This window comes from Pseudomonas sp. FG86, assembly GCF_057808775.1.
Genome location: NZ_JBMDIS010000034.1, coordinates 1 through 15,812, shown reverse-complemented (window position 1 = coordinate 15,812; position 15,812 = coordinate 1). Strand labels below are relative to the sequence as shown.

Genomic DNA, 15,812 nt, shown 5'->3' with positions numbered 1-15,812 from the left:
ACTGAATGTGCGCTAAAAAAACCAGAGGAAACCTCGATGAAGAACCCCATTAAGCGCGGCCCAGGCCTGGCGCGACATGCAGTGGTACTGGCGACCGCCAGCCTGCTTTCCCTTTCTGTGCAAGCCGCCAACCTGACCCGCGATAACGGCGCTGCCGTCGGCGACAACCAGAACTCGCAAACCGCGGGTGCCAATGGCCCAGTGCTGCTGCAAGACGTGCAACTGATCCAGAAGCTGCAGCGTTTCGATCGTGAACGCATCCCTGAGCGTGTGGTGCATGCCCGTGGCACTGGTGCCCACGGCACGTTTACCGTCACCGACACCCTCAGCGACCTGAGCAAGGCCAAGGTCTTTGCGGCAGGCGAAGCCACCCCGGTGTTCGTGCGCTTCTCGGCCGTGGTGCACGGCAACCACTCCCCGGAAACCTTGCGTGACCCGCGCGGTTTCGCCACCAAGTTCTACACCGCTGATGGCAACTGGGACCTGGTGGGCAACAACTTCCCGACGTTCTTTATTCGCGACGCCATCAAGTTCCCCGACATGGTCCACGCCTTCAAGCCGGACCCACGCACTAACCTGGACGATGACTCCCGTCGTTTCGACTTCTTCTCCCATGTTCCCGAGGCCACTCGTACACTCACCGAGTTGTATTCCGACTCCGGTACCCCGGCAAGTTATCGGGAAATGGATGGCAATGGCGTACATGCCTACAAGTTGATTAACGCCAAGGGCGAAGTGCACTACGTCAAGTTCCACTGGAAGAGCCTGCAGGGCATTAAGAACCTCGATCCCAAGCAAGTTACCGAGGTGCAGGGACGTGACTACAGTCATATGACCAATGACTTGGTTACCCACATCAATAAGGGCGACTTCCCCAAGTGGGACCTGTATGTGCAGGTACTCAAGCCGGAAGAGTTGGCCAAGTTTGATTTCGACCCACTGGACGCCACCAAGATCTGGCCGAATGTGCCCGAGCGTAAAGTCGGGCAGATGGTACTGAACCGCAACCCGGCGAATGTCTTCCAGGAAACCGAGCAAGTCGCCATGGCCCCGGCCAACCTGGTACCGGGCATCGAACCGTCGGAAGACCGCTTGCTGCAAGGTCGGGTGTTCTCGTATGCGGACACGCAAATGTATCGCCTGGGCGCCAATGCGCTGCAATTGCCGATCAACGCCCCACGGGTCACCGTCAACAACGGTAATCAGGACGGCGCGCTGAACTTCGGCAAGACCACCAGCGGCGTGAACTACCAGCCAAGCCGCCTGGAAAACCGTGAAGAGCCACAAACCGCGCGCTACAGCCAGACGGCACTGTCGGGCAGCACCCAGCAGGCGAAGATCCAGCGCGAGCAGAACTTCAAGCAGGCCGGCGATCTGTATCGCTCTTACAGCAAGAAAGAGCGCCAGGACTTGATCGACAACTTCGGCGGCTCCCTGGCCACTACCGACGACGAGAGCAAGCACATCATCTTGTCGTTCCTCTACAAAGCCGACCCGGAATACGGTACCGGCGTGGCCAAGGTTGCCAAGGGCGACCTGGCTCGCGTGAAGGCGCTGGCCGAAAAACTCACTGACTGACGTTGGTTTCGGTCGACGTCCTCGTGGGCGTCGACCTCTGGCAGGAGAGCACCCATGCGTATTTCTATCGGCTTACTGATGGCCATGCTGGCCTTTGTCGCCCATGCCGAGTCGCCCGACCCGGTCGCGCTCAAGGCGCAACTTCAGGATTATTACTTCGACGCTGCCCGCCGTGGCGACCTCGACATGCTCAACACCTTTATCGACGCCGGTTTCCCCCTCAACACCCAGGACGACAAGGGCTACACCGCGCTGATCCTCGCCGCCTACCACGGCGAGAGCGCCTACGTGGAGCGCTTGCTCGCCGCCGGCGCCGATGCCTGTGTGCAGGACAAACGCGGCAACACCGCGTTGATGGGCGCGATCTTCAAGGGGGAACTGAAAATCGCCCAGCGCCTACTGGCCACCGACTGCAACCCCGACCAACGTAACGGCGCCGGGCAGACGGCAGCCATGTACGCCGGCCTGTTCAAACGGATCGAATTGCTCGACGAACTCAAAGCCAAGGGCGCCGATCTCAACGCCGAAGACCCGGTCGGCAACAGTGCTTCACGCTTGGCCAGCGGTGAAATCCGGACCCCGGCGTCGCGCTGAGCTATCATCGCGGTTTTTCGGTTGGAGGTTCTCGAATGGCAAAGGCCAAGCGCATGTACGGCTGCACGGAGTGCGGCGCGACCTTTCCCAAGTGGGCCGGCCAATGCACCGAGTGCGGTGCGTGGAATACCCTCACGGAAACCATGATCGAAAGCGGCGGCGCCTCGGCCCCTACCGGCCGCGCCGGCTGGACCGGGCAACAGGCGCAGATCAAGACCCTGGCTGAAGTCAGTGTCGAAGAGATTCCGCGCTTCTCCACCGCGTCCGGCGAGCTGGACCGTGTGCTCGGCGGCGGCCTGGTGGATGGTTCGGTGGTGCTGATCGGCGGCGACCCGGGCATCGGTAAGTCGACGATCCTGCTGCAAACCCTGTGCAGCATCGCCAGCCGCATGCCGGCGTTGTACGTCACGGGTGAAGAATCCCAGCAGCAAGTGGCCATGCGCGCCCGTCGCTTGGGCCTGCCCCAGGATCAACTGCGGGTCATGACGGAAACCTGCATCGAAAGCATCATCGCCACGGCCCGCATCGAAAAACCCAAGGTCATGGTGATCGACTCGATCCAGACGATTTTCACCGAACAACTGCAATCGGCGCCGGGTGGCGTGTCCCAGGTGCGCGAAAGTGCGGCGCTGCTGGTGCGTTATGCCAAGCAGAGTGGCACGGCGATCTTCCTGGTTGGCCACGTGACCAAGGAAGGTGCATTGGCCGGGCCACGCGTGCTGGAGCATATGGTCGACACCGTGCTGTATTTCGAAGGCGAATCCGATGGCCGCCTGCGTTTGCTGCGCGCGGTGAAGAACCGCTTTGGCGCGGTGAACGAGCTGGGTGTGTTCGCCATGACCGACCGGGGGCTGAAAGAAGTCTCCAATCCATCGGCGATTTTTCTCACCCGTGCCCAGGAAGAAGTCCCCGGCAGTGTGGTGATGGCGACGTGGGAAGGCACTCGGCCGATGCTGGTGGAAGTCCAGGCGCTGGTGGATGACAGCCATTTGGCCAACCCGCGTCGAGTCACCCTGGGCCTGGATCAGAACCGCCTGGCGATGTTGCTGGCGGTATTGCACCGCCATGGTGGCATTCCGACCCATGACCAAGACGTGTTCCTCAACGTGGTGGGCGGGGTCAAGGTGCTGGAAACCGCATCCGACCTGGCGTTGATGGCGGCGGTGATGTCCAGCCTGCGCAACCGGCCGCTGCCCCATGACTTGCTGGTGTTTGGCGAAGTCGGCCTGTCGGGCGAAGTGCGCCCGGTGCCCAGTGGCCAGGAGCGCCTCAAGGAAGCCGCCAAGCACGGCTTCAAACGCGCGATTGTGCCGAAGGGCAATGCGCCAAAGGAAGCGCCGCCAGGGTTGCAGGTGATCGGGGTAACGCGCCTGGAACAGGCATTGGATGCACTTTTCGAATAACTCAGGGATGGACGCCATGCAACGATCGAATCGCTGGGGCGCGCTCGCCCTGTTTATCGCTTTGGCCGGCTCGTCCGCCATGGCGTGGGCTGAGCTGCCAGCCGGTTATCGGCTGGCGCAGAAGCTGGTGACACCCAACGGCAGTGTGCTGCAGGTGCTGGAAGACCAGCGCATCAGCGCCCAACTGCACAGCGACAGTTGGGGCAATGGGTTGGATGAAGACTCGTTCGACGAGCCTGGCGATTTGGTCGACAGCCCGCTGCGCGAAGCCCAGGTGCGGTTGGTATCAGCCTCTGGCGAGGTGATAGCTCACGAAGACCTCGGCTACCCGTTGGCCCAGGTCGAGAAAGCCCCGCTCAAAGGGCTGCCCGAACCTGTGTATTTTTTGACCATCGATCAGACCGCCCCCATGGGCAGTTACAGCGGGCCTGCCACGCAACTGTTGCTGCCTGACAAACAGCAACTCAAACCGCTGAGTTACCAGGGCACCGACGGCAAAGTCCAGGCGCTGACCCTGGCACAGACGAGCAAGGCTGCGTGGATGATAGCGACGCCAGCCAGTGGCGGCGCGGATGAGCTGCTGCAGGTGTCGTCCTTCATGGATGGCGACGGTGAGGATGACTTTGCCACGCGTTATCAGACTTATCGGTTTGTTGACGGACAGTGGCACGGTGCCTCAAGTCAGAAAAAGGGCTACTGGGACATGGAAAGCGCATTTCCCGCACGTACGGCGTTTCCCTGAGCCATCACACTTCCAGCAACGCGCCCAGCTCCCGCTCAAGTTCTTCCTGGTCGCCCAGGTTCAGCTCGATCAGCCGCCGCAAGTGTTTGATCGAGTCCAGGTCGATGTTTGTGCACACAAATCCCAGTTGGCCATTTGCTTCGTGGGTCAGTTCTACTTGCATCTTTATATGAGCCTCGGGATCCAGGCGTATGTCGACGGTGAACGGCAGCTTTATATTTCCCTTCCAATCTTCAGGCCGTTGCGCCAACAGGCCCTTTAGCGACAGATCCACCAATTGCACCGGCCATTCCTGGCCGTTTTGCTGAAGTTTGGTCTTGGCATCAAAGGCGATCCGGCGAAAACGGCGGCGATCAGACGCTTGCTCGGTCATGGTGAAACCCTCTGTGGATAGAAGGATTGTAGCCGTACGCCATCACTGGGCTGTTTTTTCTGCTTTTTTGCCTTGGGAAGGCTCTAGACCAACGTAGGGGGGTGGCCTTTAAGGCCAGTAGCGCTAAACTCCGGGTGGCTGTCCTTTCTGTCCACCCTGGCTGGAATATAAAAATGAAAAATAATAATAGCCTGCTACGCCACTTACCCTGGCTGGTGCTGGCAATCGTAGGAGCGTGCGCCCTGGGCGTAGTGGCCTTGCGCCGCGGCGAGGCGATAAACGCCTTGTGGATCGTGGTCGCCGCTGTGGCCATTTATCTGGTTGCTTACCGTTACTACAGTCTGTTCATCGCTAACAATGTGATGCAGCTCGATCCTCGGCGGGCCACCCCCGCAGTGGTCAACAACGACGGTCTGGACTATGTGCCGACCAACAAACACATCCTTTTCGGTCACCACTTTGCGGCGATTGCCGGTGCAGGCCCGTTGGTCGGTCCGGTATTGGCGGCGCAAATGGGCTACCTGCCTGGCACCTTGTGGCTGATTGCCGGCGTGGTGCTGGCCGGTGCGGTGCAGGACTTCATGGTCCTGTTCCTGTCCACCCGTCGCAACGGCCGTTCCCTGGGAGATATGGTTCGCGAAGAGATGGGCCGCATTCCCGGGACCATCGCGCTGTTCGGCTGCTTCCTGATCATGATCATCATCCTCGCGGTGCTGGCGCTGATCGTGGTCAAGGCCCTGGCCGAGAGCCCGTGGGGTATCTTCACGGTGATGGCGACCATCCCGATCGCGATGTTCATGGGCATCTACATGCGCTACATCCGCCCGGGCCGCATCGGTGAAATTTCTATCCTTGGCGTGTTGCTGCTGCTGGGTTCGATCTGGCTGGGCGGGCAGATTGCCGCTGACCCGGTCTGGGCCAAGGCCTTCACCTTCACCGGGATCCAGATCACCTGGATGCTGATCGGCTACGGTTTCGTCGCCGCGGTGCTGCCGGTGTGGCTGATCCTGGCGCCACGTGACTACCTCTCCACCTTCCTGAAAATCGGCACCATCATCGCCCTGGCGATTGGCATCCTGGTGACCATGCCCGACCTGAAAATGCCCGCGCTGACCCAGTTCATCGATGGCACCGGCCCGGTGTGGAAGGGCGGCCTGTTCCCGTTCCTGTTCATCACCATTGCCTGCGGTGCGGTTTCCGGCTTCCACGCGCTGATCTCCTCGGGCACTACGCCCAAGTTGCTCGCCAGTGAAGGCCATGCTCGCTACATCGGTTATGGCGGCATGTTGATGGAGTCGTTCGTGGCCATCATGGCGATGGTTGCCGCTTCGGTGATCGAGCCTGGCGTGTATTTCGCCATGAACAGCCCGGCGGCGATTGTCGGCACCGACGTGGTCACCGTGGCGCAAACCGTCAGCAGCTGGGGCTTTGCAATTACCCCCGAGGCGTTGTCGGCCGTCGCCCATGACATCGGTGAAACCACCATCCTGGCCCGTGCCGGTGGTGCGCCGACTCTCGCGGTGGGGATCGCACAGATCCTGCACAGTGTGCTGCCAGGTGAAAACACCATGGCGTTCTGGTACCACTTTGCGATCCTGTTCGAAGCGCTGTTCATCCTGACCGCTGTCGACGCCGGCACCCGTGCCGGGCGCTTCATGCTGCAAGACTTGCTGGGCTCCTTCGTACCGGCGCTCAAACGCACCGAATCGTGGACCGCCAACCTGATCGCGACTGCCGGTTGCGTGGCCATGTGGGGCTACCTGCTGTACCAAGGCGTGATCGACCCACTGGGCGGGATCAACACCTTGTGGCCGCTGTTTGGTATCTCCAACCAGATGCTGGCGGGTATCGCGCTGATGCTGGCGACCGTTGTGCTGATCAAAATGAAACGCCAACGCTACATCTGGGTGACCATGCTGCCGGCTGTCTGGCTGCTGATCTGCACCACCACCGCAGGCTTCATCAAGCTGTTCGACGCCAACCCGGCGATCGGCTTCCTGTCGCTGGCGAAGAAATACAGCGATGCCCTGGCCAACGGCCAGATCCTGGCCCCGGCCAAGAGCATCGACCAGATGCAACACGTGATCTGGAACGCCTACACCAACGCAACGCTGACGGCGCTGTTCCTGTTCGTGGTGTTCAGCATCCTGTTCTATGCGCTCAAGGTCGGTGTCGCCGCCTGGGGCAACAAAGAACGTACGGATAAAGAAGCCCCGTTCCAGGCTGTACCGGACGCTTGATCGAGGATTGCAGCCATGTTCAATGACATCAGTCGCCTCGGTAAATACCTCGGTCAGGCCGCGCGCCTGATGGTCGGCATGCCCGACTACGACACCTACGTCGAGCATATGCAAACCAAACACCCGGACAAACCGATGATGGACTACAAGGCGTTCTTCCGAGAGCGCCAGGAAGCCCGTTACGGTGGCAAGGGTGGGCCCAAGTGCTGTTGATTTAACGTAACTCTCCTGTGGGAGGGGGCTTGCCCCCGATAGTGGTGCGTCAGTGACAGATAAGTGCCTGACACACTGCTATCGGGGGCGAGCCCCCTCCCACATTTGTTTCAGTGTTCCTTCAAGGAGAATTTTTTGTCCTCTCCCATTCCAGTGACCGTCCTCAGCGGCTTCCTCGGCGCCGGCAAGACCACCTTGCTGCGCCACCTGCTCAAGGCCGAGCACGGCTTGAAAATCGCCGTGATCGAAAATGAATTCAGCGATGCCGGTATCGACACCCAGCTGTTGGGCGAAGAACCGGTGCAAGTCATGACCCTGTCCAACGGCTGCGTGTGCTGCACTATCCACACCGACCTGACCAAGGCCCTCTACCTGCTGCTCGAACGCCTGGACAGCGGCGAGATCGCCTTCGACCGCCTGGTGATCGAGTGCACCGGCCTCGCCGACCCTGCGCCGGTGGCCCAAACCTTTTTCATCGATGAGGAACTGCGCGAGCGCTACATCCTTGACGGCATCATCACCCTCGTCGACGCGGCCCACGCCGAGCACCACCTGACCCAGACCATCGCCCAGGCGCAGATCGGTTTCGCCGACCGCCTGCTGGTGAGCAAGCGTGACCTGGTGGACGACGCCACCTTCGAGGCTCTCAGTGAACGCCTCACACGCATCAACCGCCGCGCGCCGATCCGTGTGGTCGAGCACGGCAAGATTGAGTTAGCCGAACTGCTCGATGTGCGCGGCTTCAACCTTAACGCCGGCATGAGCTTGCGCCCGGTGAGCAAGGCGCCGTCCAGCGACCGTATTTCCAGCCTGGTACTGCGTACTGACCAGCCGCTGGATATCGACCGCCTCAGTGAGTTCATGAACGAACTGCTGGAAGACCATGGCAAGCAACTGCTGCGCTACAAGGGCGTGCTCAACATCGCCGGGGAGGATCGGCGCATGGTGTTCCAGGGCGTGCTCAAGCTCTACGGGTTCGATTGGGACACCGAATGGGCCGAGGGTGAGGCGCGGGAGAGTGTGATTGTGTTTATTGCCGATGAGTTGCCGGAAGACAAAATCCGCGAAGGCTTTAAGCGGATTTACCAGGCGTAAAAAAGCCCGCTTGTAGGAGCGAGCTTGCTCGCGAAGAACTCATAGGCACCGCGTGTATCCAGGATGCACGCGTTATCGTTGACGTTTTTCGCGAGCAAGCTCGCTCCTACAGCGGGCTTCTCAGTCAAGCAACTGCAATCAAGCGCCGTACACCGGCAGCTTCTTGCAGATGGCCTTGACCTTCTCACGAACCGCGTCGATCACCGCTTCGTTGTTCAGGTCTGCCAGGATGTCGCAGATCCAGCCCGCCAGTTCCTTGCACTCTGCTTCCTTGAAGCCACGAGTGGTCACAGCCGGGGTGCCGAAGCGCAGGCCGGAGGTGACGAACGGCGAACGTGGATCGTTCGGCACGGAGTTCTTGTTCACGGTGATGAAGGCTTTGCCCAGGGCCGCGTCAGCATCTTTACCGGAAATGTCCTGCTTGATCAGCGACAGCAGGAACAGGTGGTTTTCCGTACCGCCGGATACCACGTCAAAACCGCGTGCGATAAACACGTCGGCCATGGCCTTGGCGTTTTTCACCACTTGTTGCTGGTAGACCTTGAACTCAGGCTGCAGCGCTTCCTTGAAGCAGATGGCCTTGGCGGCGATCACGTGCTCCAGCGGGCCACCCTGGGCGCCTGGGAATACGGCGGAGTTCAGCTTCTTCTCGATCTCGGCGTTGGCGCGTGCCAGGATCAGGCCGCCACGTGGACCGCGCAGGGTCTTGTGGGTGGTGGTGGTGACCACGTCAGCAAACGGTACCGGGTTCGGGTAGACGCCCGCGGCGACCAGACCGGCCACGTGGGCCATGTCGACGAACAGGTATGCGCCGACTTTGTCAGCGATGGCGCGGAAGCGTGGGAAGTCGAGGATCTGCGAGTAAGCAGAGAAACCGGCGACGATCATTTTTGGCTTGTGCTCGATCGCCAGGCGCTCGACTTCGTCGTAGTCGATCAGGCCGTTGGCATCGATACCGTATTGAACGGCGTTGTACAGCTTGCCGGAGGAGGAAACGCTGGCGCCGTGGGTCAGGTGACCGCCGTGAGCCAGGCTCATGCCCAGGATAGTGTCGCCGCCTTGCAGCAGGGCCAGGTACACGGCGCTGTTGGCTTGGGAGCCGGCGTGTGGCTGGACGTTGGCGTAATCGGCGCCGAACAGTTCTTTGGCACGGTCGATGGCCAGTTGCTCAACCACGTCGACGTACTCGCAGCCGCCGTAGTAGCGCTTGCCTGGGTAGCCTTCGGCGTACTTGTTGGTCAGAACCGAACCTTGAGCCTCCATCACCGCAGGGCTGGTGTAGTTTTCCGAAGCGATCAGCTCAATGTGCTCTTCCTGGCGCACGGCTTCTTGCTCCATGGCGGCGAAGAGATCGGCGTCGTACTTGGCAATAGTCAAATCACGGCTGAACATGGCGGTCCTCAAGGATCGGGGGGCAGAAAAGGAGGGCATTCTAACCCAATGGGTTTTAGATGGCATATGAAAGGACATCATGTCGCGGACAAGTGGGATTCACTTAGGGATGAGCGGTGTCATTACCGGCCTCATCGGGGGCAAGCCCCGTCCCACATCTGGAGCGCATTCCCCTGTGGGAGGGGGCTTGCCCCCGATGAGGCCAGTGGCTTCACCACAAAATTTCAGTCGAACATGAACAGCGCGTCGTTGCTGAACTGTGCCTCGAACCGATTCGCCGGCATCGGCCGCCCGAACAGATAACCCTGCACCTCGTCGCAACCGTGCTCGCGCAGGAAGTCCAGCTGCTCATGGGTTTCCACACCCTCGGCGATTACCGCCAGGTTGAGGCTGTGGGCCATGGCGATGATTGCCCGGGCGATTTGCGCATCCTGTTCGCCGGACGGCAGGCCGTCGACGAAGGTGCGGTCGATCTTCAACACATCGATGGGGAATTGCTTGAGGTAGTTGAGTGACGAATAACCAGTGCCGAAGTCGTCCACCGCAATGCTCAGGCCCAGGTTTTTCAGGCTGTCGAGGATGTGCATGGCTTCGTTGACTTCGCGCATCAGGATACTTTCGGTCAGCTCCAGCTCCAGGCACGCCGGCGGCAGACCGGTGTCCTTGAGGATGGTGGCGATGCGCGTGCCCAGTTGGCCGTCGGAGAACTGCCGCGCGGAGATGTTCACCGAGACTTTCGGCACGCGCACCTTGTTCTGGTGCCAGGTCTTGAGCTGGCGGCAGGCTTCGCTGATCACCCAGTCACCCACATCCACGACCAGGCCCAACTCTTCGAGTACCGGAATGAAGTCCCCTGGCGGCACCAGGCCACGGCGCGGGTGGCGCCAACGCAGCAGGGCTTCGGCCCCGGTCAGGCGTTTGCCGTCGCCGCTGAACTGCGGTTGGTAATAAAGCACGAATTCGTTTTGGTCCAGGGCGTGGCGCAGGTCGCTTTCCAGCTCCAGGCGTTCCAGGGCGCTGGCGTTCATGTCGGCCTGGTAGAACTGGAAGTTGTTCTTGCCACGTTCCTTGGCGTGATACATCGCGGTGTCGGCGTTTTTCATCAGCTGGCTCAGCTCGTTGCCGTCCTGGGGGCTGAGGGCGATGCCGATGCTGGCGGTCACAAAGAACTCGCGACCCTCCAGCACAAATGGCTTCACCAGGCTGGCGAGGATCTGTTCGGCGACATGGATGGCGCGGTTCAGCGCCATTTCGCGGCTGACCCGCGGTTGCAGGAGCAAGGTGAACTCGTCGCCGCCCATGCGCGCCACGGTGTCGTCTTCGGCGACGCAGCCAAGCAGGCGGGTGGCCATTTCCTTGAGCATGCGGTCGCCAGCGGCATGGCCCAGGGAGTCGTTGATCGGCTTGAAACGGTCGAGGTCGAGGAACATCAGCACCACCCACGACTTTTGCCGTTCCGCCGACTGCAGCGCGGTGTGCAGGCGGTCCTGGAACAGGGTGCGGTTGGGCAGGTGGGTCAGGGCGTCGTAGTACGCCAGGCGGTGGATGCGTTGTTCGCTGGCCTTGCGCTCGCTGATATCGCTGAAGAAGCACACATAGCTGGCCAGGTCGCCTTCATCGTCGAACACGGCGGTAATGCCCACCCAGGCCGGGTAATGCTCGCCGTTGCGGCGCTTGAGCCACACCTCGCCTTCCCAGGTGCTGTGCTGGTGCAGTTGCTTGAGCACGTAGCGCAGGTGCGCTTCCTGTTGTTCGTCGACGGTGAGCATGTTCGGCAGTTGATCGAGCACATCCGCCACCTCATAACCGCTGACTCGGCTGAATGCCTCGTTGGCTTGCACGATGTAGCCTGCCGGATCGGTGATCAGGATCGCCGACGTGGAGTGCTCGAAGACCGTGGCCGCCATGCGCAGGTCTTTCTCGGCGCGGCGTTGCTGGCTGATATCACGGCCCACGCCGAGGATGCCCTCGAACGCACCGTGGTCGTCCCACACCAGCACCAGGCGCAGTTCGATGGGCACTTTGCGCCCATCGGCGCGCAGGCAGTCGAACAGGAACAGTTGGGTCTGCACGTCGTCACGCAAGCGGGTCAGCGCCTCGGCGTCGCCCAAGGCACGGCTGACCTGTTCGACCAGGCTATAAATGCCGGCCAGTTGCTGCGGGTTGGCGATGATCGACTGCCAGCCGTTCTTGAACACCCAGTCCACGTCATAGCCCAGTACGGCATTGACCGAGGGGCTGATGTAGTTGAGCGCCAATTGGCTGTCGGTGGAGCAGATCACGTCGCTGATGCTTTCAGCCAGCATGCGGTAGCGCTGTTCGCTGTCACGCAGGGATTCGCTGGCTTCGATCTGGTCGGTGATGTCCTTGGCCACGCCGATGATGCGCGTGACTTGTGCGGACTTGTCACGCGCCAAGGCTTGTTCACGTATATCGAAACGCCGCCATTGGTTATTGCGGTGACGGAAGCGCAACTGGCATTGCAACTGCGTTGAGTAGCCGGCCTGGCGCTGCTGTTGGCGCAAGTCATGGTAATGCTCGGCATCTTCGGGGTTCAGCAGGATTTCCCAGAAGTACTCACCCATTTGCTGCAATTCGGCTTTGTTGTAGCCGAGGGTGTGGCCCAAGTGGTGGTTGCTGAAAATCATGCGCTGGCTGATCACATCCTGCACATACAGGTGATCCGGCACGGTGCGCACCACGTCCGACCAGAAGCTTTCACGCTCCACCAACGACAATTCGATCAGCTTTCGGCTGGTGATATCACTGATGCTGAGGATCACCGCCTTGAAGTCGTCCTGCTGCTCCGGCAAGCGCATCACCAGCCACAGGTATTGCTCATTGCCTGCGACATCACTGAGCTGGATCTCCAGCTCCAGCTGGTTTTGCTGGGTCAGGACCGCTTCGAGCACCTGGTAACCGATGGCCGTGGCGTTACGCGGGCAGTCGTCAATCAGGCGTTCCCAGGCTTGCTCGCACGAGGTCACGTTCAGCAGGCGCACGGCGACCTGGTTGACCTCGGTGATACGCAGCTCCTTGAGCAGTTGCCGGCGCTCCTCGGGATGGTCGCGCAGCCAGGCGTGCAACTGCTCGCGGGTGTGCACGCTGGCCTTGTCAAAAAACGTGTAGAGGCCCGACAAGTCGAGCACGCACAGGGCCACGCCGGTGCCTTCGAAAATATCCTGGTAGCGCCGCCGGCCCTCATGCACCTGGCGCTGACGACGACGCATGTTCAGCAGCACGATCACCGGCACCAGCGAGAAGGCCAGGCCCAGCAGGCACTTGCCGATAAACGCGGGCAGCAGTTGTTCCAGCACCGCGTTGCGGTCGAACAGGCCACGTAATTGCCAGTCGCTTTTGCTCAGGGGCGTGACCAGCACGCTTTTATTCAACTCATCCGGCGTCAGGGCGCTGGCCCATTGTGTCGGCATGCCGCTGTCGCGACCGACCACGCGGTGGTTCAGGCGGTTCTCGATGACCCACATGGGGCGCTGGCCTTGGCCGTCCTGGCGGGTCAGGTTGACCAGGTAGCTGGGGTCCAGGCGCAGGACCCAGTACATCCTCGAGCCGCCGCTGGGCTGATGCAGCAACAGATAGATGAGGGTGCCGTCGTTGTTGTTGCTCAAATAGTAGGACTGGGCGTGGCTGCGTTGCACCAGTTCCTCCAGCCAGGCGCTGTCCTGGCTATCCGTGGCACTGTCGCTGATCAGTGCACCGCTGGGGGCGAGGAGGGCGATGCTGCGCAATTCCGGCAACGAGCGCTGCAAGGTGCGCATCAGCACCTGTTGCTGTTCGCTGTCACGCGGCGGCTCGACCATCGGCAGCAGGTTCAAGGCGATCTTTGCGCTCAGGGCCATGTTCAGGCTGATCTGTTCAGCCAGGTCGGCACTGTAGTCGATGGTGTATTGCTGCTGGTTTTTCTGGTTTTGCTGCAGTTGGTCGAGCAGTTGCCAGAACAATAGCGCAAGCAGCATGAGGACGAGCGTCGCCAAAGCGCCTTTGAGGGTGCCGTGCAGGGGCGCTCCCGGCGCTATATGAGCGGCGCGCAGAGGAGTGGGCGGCGTGACTTTGGACAAGCTGTGATCCTGCGGTTTGGCTGGACTGGCGCGCGACGTGCACTATAAGCCGGACGCCCGGAGGGCGGCTAGCATGCCTTGAGTTGTGGCAAAGTGCCAGCCCCGCCTGGCTGGACTGGCCAGACGCATTAAGGTAGCTTTGCCGGTTACGCGGGGGCGTTCCAGCCCCAGATATTCAGGCTTTTTCCGCTCGCTGGCATTGATGATAGTCAACGGCCCGCGCGGCGCATGGCCTGGCACGGGCTTCGCCCGCTCAATTCATCAGTCACTGACGCTAGGTTCACCATGGCTCAATACGTCTTCACCATGCATCGGCTGGGCAAAGTTGTCCCTCCGAAGCGGGAAATCCTGAAAAATATTTCGCTGTCCTTTTTCCCCGGCGCCAAGATCGGCGTGCTCGGCCTCAACGGTTCGGGTAAGTCCACCCTCTTGAAAATCATGGCTGGCGTCGACACCGAGTTCGAGGGCGAAGCCCGCCCGATGCCCGACCTGAACATCGGCTACCTGCCGCAAGAGCCGATCCTGGACCCGACCAAGACCGTGCGTGAAGTGGTTGAAGAAGCCGTCAGCGTGATCAAGGACGCCCAGGCTCGCCTGGACGAGGTCTACGCCGCCTACGCCGAACCGGATGCCGACTTCGACAAGCTGGCTGCCGAACAGGCCAAGCTCGAAGCCATCCTGCAGGCCGGCGACGGTCACAATTTGGAGCGCCAGCTGGAAGTGGCCGCCGATGCGCTGCGCCTGCCGGCGTGGGACGCCAAGGTCGAGCACCTGTCCGGCGGTGAAAAACGTCGCGTGGCCCTATGCCGCCTGCTGCTGTCGGCCCCCGACATGCTGCTGCTCGACGAACCGACCAACCACTTGGACGCCGATTCTGTCGCCTGGCTGGAACACTTCCTCCATGACTTCCCCGGCACCGTGGTTGCGATCACGCACGACCGGTACTTCCTGGACAACGTGGCCGGCTGGATCCTCGAGCTCGACCGTGGCGCCGGTATCCCTTACGAGGGCAACTATTCCGGTTGGCTGGAAGCCAAGTCCGACCGTCTGGCCGCCGAATCCAAGCAGCAATCGGCCCACGAAAAAGCCATGAAGGAAGAACTGGAGTGGGTGCGCAAAGGCGCCAAGGCCCGCCAGTCCAAATCCAAGGCCCGTCTGCAACGCTTCGAAGAAATGCAGTCGCAGGAATTCCAGAAGCGCAGCGAAACCAACGAGATCTACATCCCGGCCGGCCCGCGCCTGGGTGACAAGGTCATCGAATTCAAGAACGTTTCCAAAGGCTATGGCGACCGCGTGCTGATCGACAATCTGTCGTTCTCCATGCCAAAAGGCGCGATCGTCGGCGTTATTGGTGGTAACGGTGCGGGTAAATCCACGCTGTTCCGCATGCTGATGGGCAAGGAGACTCCGGATTCGGGCACCATCGAAGTCGGCGAAACCGTGCAACTGGCGTGTGTCGACCAGAGCCGTGAAGACCTGGATGGCAGCAAGACGGTGTTCCAGCAAATCTCCGATGGTTCCGACCAGATCCGCATCGGCAACTATGAAATTCCGTCGCGTACCTATGTTGGCCGTTTCAACTTCAAGGGTGGCGACCAGCAGAAGTTCGTCAAGGACCTGTCCGGTGGTGAGCGTGGTCGCTTGCACCTGGCCCTGACCTTGAAAGAGGGCGGCAACGTGCTGCTGCTCGACGAACCATCCAACGACCTCGACGTTGAAACCCTGCGTTCCCTGGAAGAAGCCCTGCTGGACTTCCCAGGCGCCGCCATTGTGATCTCTCACGATCGGTGGTTCCTTGACCGCGTCGCGACCCACATCCTGGCGTACGAAGACGACTCGCAAGCAGTGTTCTTCGAAGGCAACTACACCGAGTACGAAGCGGACCGTAAAAAGCGTTTGGGTGAAGCTGCTGCCCAGCCGCACCGTGTACGGCACAAAAAACTGGCCTGATCCGGCTGGTCTGAAAAAAGCGGAGCCCTCGGGCTCCGCTTTTTTTTTGCGCATTTTTCCTGACCCACACCGATCAAATGTGGCAGGGGACTTGCCCTGGTGCCAGTCAGTTAAGGCTTTTTTGTAGGAGCGAGGGGGACGCCTAGTTCTTGCTCG

General features: G+C 60.8%; 11 protein-coding genes. 8 read left to right on the top strand and 3 right to left on the bottom strand.

Annotated features, from left to right (window positions below; translation table 11 throughout):
• Positions 1-36: 36 nt before the first annotated feature.
• Genes katB through ACODSV_RS20620 form a run of 4 tightly spaced genes read left to right on the top strand, consistent with a single transcriptional unit; the run spans position 37 to position 4,317 of the window.
• On the top strand, positions 37-1,578 hold the full coding sequence (gene katB, locus ACODSV_RS20635) for a catalase KatB (RefSeq protein ID WP_150054038.1): 1,542 nt from the start codon (positions 37-39) through the stop codon (positions 1,576-1,578).
• 54 nt (positions 1,579-1,632) lie between these two features.
• The gene (locus tag ACODSV_RS20630; protein ID WP_150054039.1) at positions 1,633-2,172 is read left to right on the top strand and encodes an ankyrin repeat domain-containing protein; all 540 of its coding nucleotides are present in this window, start codon (positions 1,633-1,635) and stop codon (positions 2,170-2,172) included.
• 35 nt (positions 2,173-2,207) lie between these two features.
• On the top strand, positions 2,208-3,575 hold the full coding sequence (gene radA / locus ACODSV_RS20625) for a DNA repair protein RadA (protein ID WP_069077072.1): 1,368 nt from the start codon (positions 2,208-2,210) through the stop codon (positions 3,573-3,575).
• A gap of 16 nt (positions 3,576-3,591) precedes the next feature.
• Positions 3,592-4,317, top strand: a complete 726-nt coding sequence (locus ACODSV_RS20620; RefSeq protein ID WP_150054041.1) for a hypothetical protein — start codon at positions 3,592-3,594, stop codon at positions 4,315-4,317.
• A 4-nt stretch (positions 4,318-4,321) separates the two neighbouring features.
• Here the strand turns inward: ACODSV_RS20620 and ACODSV_RS20615 are convergent, their stop codons facing one another.
• Positions 4,322-4,690, bottom strand: coding sequence for a PilZ domain-containing protein (locus ACODSV_RS20615; protein ID WP_150054042.1), 369 nt, complete (start codon positions 4,688-4,690; stop codon positions 4,322-4,324).
• A gap of 173 nt (positions 4,691-4,863) precedes the next feature.
• On the opposite strand from ACODSV_RS20615, the gene ACODSV_RS20610 reads away from it, so the two are divergent.
• The 3 genes from ACODSV_RS20610 (at position 4,864) to yjiA (ending at position 8,238) form a co-directional block, all read left to right on the top strand.
• A complete protein-coding gene (locus ACODSV_RS20610) occupies positions 4,864-6,930 on the top strand; it encodes a carbon starvation CstA family protein (protein ID WP_150054043.1) in 2,067 nt (688 codons plus the stop codon).
• A 15-nt stretch (positions 6,931-6,945) separates the two neighbouring features.
• Positions 6,946-7,143 (top strand): YbdD/YjiX family protein, encoded by a 198-nt coding sequence (locus ACODSV_RS20605; RefSeq protein WP_003176208.1) that lies wholly within the window; start codon positions 6,946-6,948, stop codon positions 7,141-7,143.
• Between the two features lie 135 nt (positions 7,144-7,278).
• On the top strand, positions 7,279-8,238 hold the full coding sequence (gene yjiA / locus ACODSV_RS20600; protein ID WP_150054954.1) for a GTPase: 960 nt from the start codon (positions 7,279-7,281) through the stop codon (positions 8,236-8,238).
• A 138-nt stretch (positions 8,239-8,376) separates the two neighbouring features.
• On the opposite strand, the gene glyA is transcribed toward yjiA, so the two are convergent.
• Both glyA and ACODSV_RS20590 read right to left on the bottom strand, forming a co-directional pair.
• Entirely contained in the window at positions 8,377-9,630 is a 1,254-nt protein-coding gene (glyA, locus tag ACODSV_RS20595; protein ID WP_024077497.1) for a serine hydroxymethyltransferase, read from the bottom strand.
• A gap of 224 nt (positions 9,631-9,854) precedes the next feature.
• The gene (locus ACODSV_RS20590; protein WP_069077050.1) at positions 9,855-13,706 is read right to left on the bottom strand and encodes a sensor domain-containing protein; all 3,852 of its coding nucleotides are present in this window, start codon (positions 13,704-13,706) and stop codon (positions 9,855-9,857) included.
• Between the two features lie 285 nt (positions 13,707-13,991).
• Between ACODSV_RS20590 and ettA the strand changes: the two genes are divergently transcribed.
• Complete coding sequence (gene ettA, locus ACODSV_RS20585) at positions 13,992-15,656, top strand: energy-dependent translational throttle protein EttA (protein ID WP_024077495.1); 1,665 nt, start codon at positions 13,992-13,994, stop codon at positions 15,654-15,656.
• Positions 15,657-15,812: the final 156 nt, after the last annotated feature.